We start from the raw sequence: 2,847 nt of genomic DNA, 5'->3' as shown, positions 1-2,847 counted from the left end.
CCAAGTCGCGAATCGACCAGTTTTCCAAGCCGTGTTCGCGGGTCAGGGTCTTTGCGGCTTGGGTGATTTTGGCTTGACTCAAACCGGCGCGACGGCCGGTGTTGGGGTGGGTAACATCCATAGCTATATTTTAGCACCCACTGACAGTACTAGAATGGCGTTCTAGCCTGAGCTTAGGGCGACCTATGTTTTATAGCAAAGGGCGGAATGTGGGGGAAAGCACTGCGGGAGGCAAAACCAAACCGGGAAAAACTGGCCTCCCGGGGGTCTTGCTACGGTGGCGCGATTGCGGCTATTTTTCCGGCCGCACAGAACCTGCATTACTACCCACACTTACCGCGAAGCCGCCCGGGTCAAAGGTTGTGGGTGGCGGGGATTCAGCCAAGGCTTTGCGTCTATCTTGGGGGCTTTGCGGGGTGGGAGCCTGGAGGTTTTTGATGGGTTAATGGGGTCGGCGGTGCTTTGCGTCGCGGTGTTGGCGGTGGGGATTGTGCTGAGTGAAGAAAACCCAGACCGCTTCAGTATGGCTAACGACCCTTGTTTTTAAAGAATTTATATGCTAATCTAGCGGGATGGCTAAGGCTTATCTTACTTAGGTTAGCCTTTTCAATTTACCCCTATAGATAGTAAGGAGTCGTATGGGAGAACCTGTACCGGCACACGGGCAACGTAAAGGACCCGAAGAACAACGGATGCAAGGACACTGGCTGTTGGCCAAAATGGGCAAAAAAGTGCTGCGCCCCGGGGGATGGGAGCTAACCGAAACCCTGGTAAAGCAGCTGTCTATCGGCGCGAAAGACGACCTAGTGGAATTCGGGCCAGGTGTCGGGAAAACCGCCGAACTCATGCTGCGCGCCCACCCCACCAGTTACATCGGGGTCGACCCCAATGACCAGGTTGAAGCAAGCCTGCTCCAAGTCCTCGAGCGCTACCCGCAGGCGCGGAAAGTCGCGGCTAACGCTATGCAAACCGGGCTCGATGATGGCTGTGCCTCGGTGGTGATTGGCGAGGCCATGTTGACCATGCAGTCGCGGAAAGAAAAACTCGCTATCGCCCGCGAAGCCTTTCGCCTGTTGCGCTCCGGGGGACGCTACGCCATTCACGAGTTGGCCTTTATTCCCGACGATTGTCCCGAAAGCGTGCAAGACGAAGTCGGCAAAGCCCTGTCCCTGGCCATCAAGGTAGGCGCGCGCCCCATGACGGTATCCGACTGGAAGACCTTACTGGAAGAAGCCGGCTTCCGTGTCGAGATGACCACCACTCGTCCGATGGCTTTGTTGGAGCCCCGGCGGCTAATCAATGATGAGGGATTTTTCGGGTTCCTGCGTTTTGTGTTCAATGTGGCACGCAACCCGGCCGCTCGCAAAAGGATTTTGAACATGCGCGCGACGTTTAGTAAACATCGCGAGAACCTGGCTGCCATCGGTGCGATTGCGGTCAAACCTGAGGCCTAGGGGATACGCCACGTGAGTGCCGCCGCATATCGATGCAGCACTGGTAGAACCGTGAAGAAAGTCGCTGCGGTGGCATCTTAGACGGAACTCCTTTAGTGGAAATCGGCCACGGAACCGGACTGGCACCTCATGAAAAACCCTAAAACATCGACCGGAGAACCGGCGGAAACCGATGCGAAAAACTGTTATGGAAAAGAGGAAAGGAAGAAAATGAGCTCTAAAGAAACACAATTAAACGAGTCTTCAGTGCACCTGGATTTGCTAAATGAAATCCCAGTGGGCAAAGAATCCACCACCTCGCGGGTGCTGATTAATAACTCGGCGCTGCGCGTGGTGGTGTTCTCTTTCGATAAGGGAGAGATGCTGACCGCGCATTCCAGTCCGCGGGCGGTAGTCGTGCAACTGTTGGCTGGCAAGATGACCTTCACCCTGGATGACACGCCACACCATATGGTGGCCGGGGACATGATTTACCTCGCACCCGGCCAGGTACACGCGCTGGTTGCCGACGAGCCCTGCCAGATGTCGCTGGTAATGGTCGATGTCGCGGCGGATTCATGAGGTGCCAGTCCAAAATGCGAACGCCTTGGGAAATATATGACCGCCTCATCGAGGACATTGACCCCAGTGTGAAAGTGATTAATGCGATTGAAGGCAGTCACTATTCTGAAATTACGTCCTCGGAGAACAGCATTGGGCGGGGAATGCCCTTTGAAGTGGAATCACTACCACGAACTATGACTCTGCCGGAGATGAAGGATAAACCTCTGCGTGACGTAGCCGCCCTGGTTAAATCTTGGAATTTCATCGAAGCTAGTTTCGGGGTGGCGGCGATTAACGCTTGGTGGGGGCAAAAGGAACGGGTCTCGGCCAACGGGTTTAAACCCATGGAATCTTTGGTATTCCGAGAATTGTTCGACCCCTATCGCAACCTCGTGGCTGGCAAGAAAGTGGGAGTAATCGGGCATTTCCCATTTGCGCGCCAAGCCATGCCGGAGGCGGAGGAAATTTGTATTTTAGAAAGAAAAGTGCAAACGGGGGATTATCCTGATTCGGCGTGTGAATATCTGCTGCCGCAGTGCGACTACGTTTTCATTACCGGTTCGGCATTCGTAAATAAAACCATGCCTAGATTGCTGGAACTGTGCCAAAATCCTTATACGATTGTGGTCGGCCCTTCGGCTGCTTGCGCGCCGCTGCTGTTGGAATATGGCGCAGATACCATCCTAGGTTTTTCCTCCGAACCGGCGCTCAACCCAAAGGCGGCAAAAATGGGTAACGGTTCTATGTACGGTACACGCGTCATTCTACAGCGTGCAGACTAAACCGGCATCTGCACGGTTCATATATATATATATATATATATATATATATATATATATATACTACTACT

At 53.7% G+C, this 2,847-nt stretch carries 4 protein-coding genes; all 4 read left to right on the top strand.

Annotated elements, in window-relative coordinates:
- The first annotated feature begins 286 nt into the window (after nucleotides 1–286).
- The 4 genes from HMPREF0577_RS11445 (at nucleotide 287) to HMPREF0577_RS07065 (ending at nucleotide 2,779) form a co-directional block, all read left to right on the top strand.
- Nucleotides 287–547, top strand: coding sequence for a hypothetical protein (locus HMPREF0577_RS11445; RefSeq protein ID WP_155812133.1), 261 nt, complete (start codon nucleotides 287–289; stop codon nucleotides 545–547).
- A 91-nt stretch (nucleotides 548–638) separates the two neighbouring features.
- Complete coding sequence (locus HMPREF0577_RS07075; protein ID WP_004013112.1) at nucleotides 639–1,454, top strand: class I SAM-dependent methyltransferase; 816 nt, start codon at nucleotides 639–641, stop codon at nucleotides 1,452–1,454.
- A 210-nt stretch (nucleotides 1,455–1,664) separates the two neighbouring features.
- Nucleotides 1,665–2,015: a cupin domain-containing protein gene (locus HMPREF0577_RS07070; protein WP_004017223.1), complete on the top strand. Its 351-nt coding sequence runs from the start codon at nucleotides 1,665–1,667 to the stop codon at nucleotides 2,013–2,015.
- Between the two features lie 14 nt (nucleotides 2,016–2,029).
- Nucleotides 2,030–2,779, top strand: a complete 750-nt coding sequence (locus HMPREF0577_RS07065; protein WP_036342586.1) for a Rossmann-like domain-containing protein — start codon at nucleotides 2,030–2,032, stop codon at nucleotides 2,777–2,779.
- Nucleotides 2,780–2,847: the final 68 nt, after the last annotated feature.

Source organism: Mobiluncus mulieris ATCC 35243, from assembly GCF_000160615.1.
In the GTDB taxonomy this organism is placed as follows: Bacteria; Actinomycetota; Actinomycetes; order Actinomycetales; family Actinomycetaceae; genus Mobiluncus; species Mobiluncus mulieris.
The sequence above is the reverse complement of the archived record's forward strand: the minus strand, read 5'-3'. Positions and strand labels throughout refer to the sequence as shown.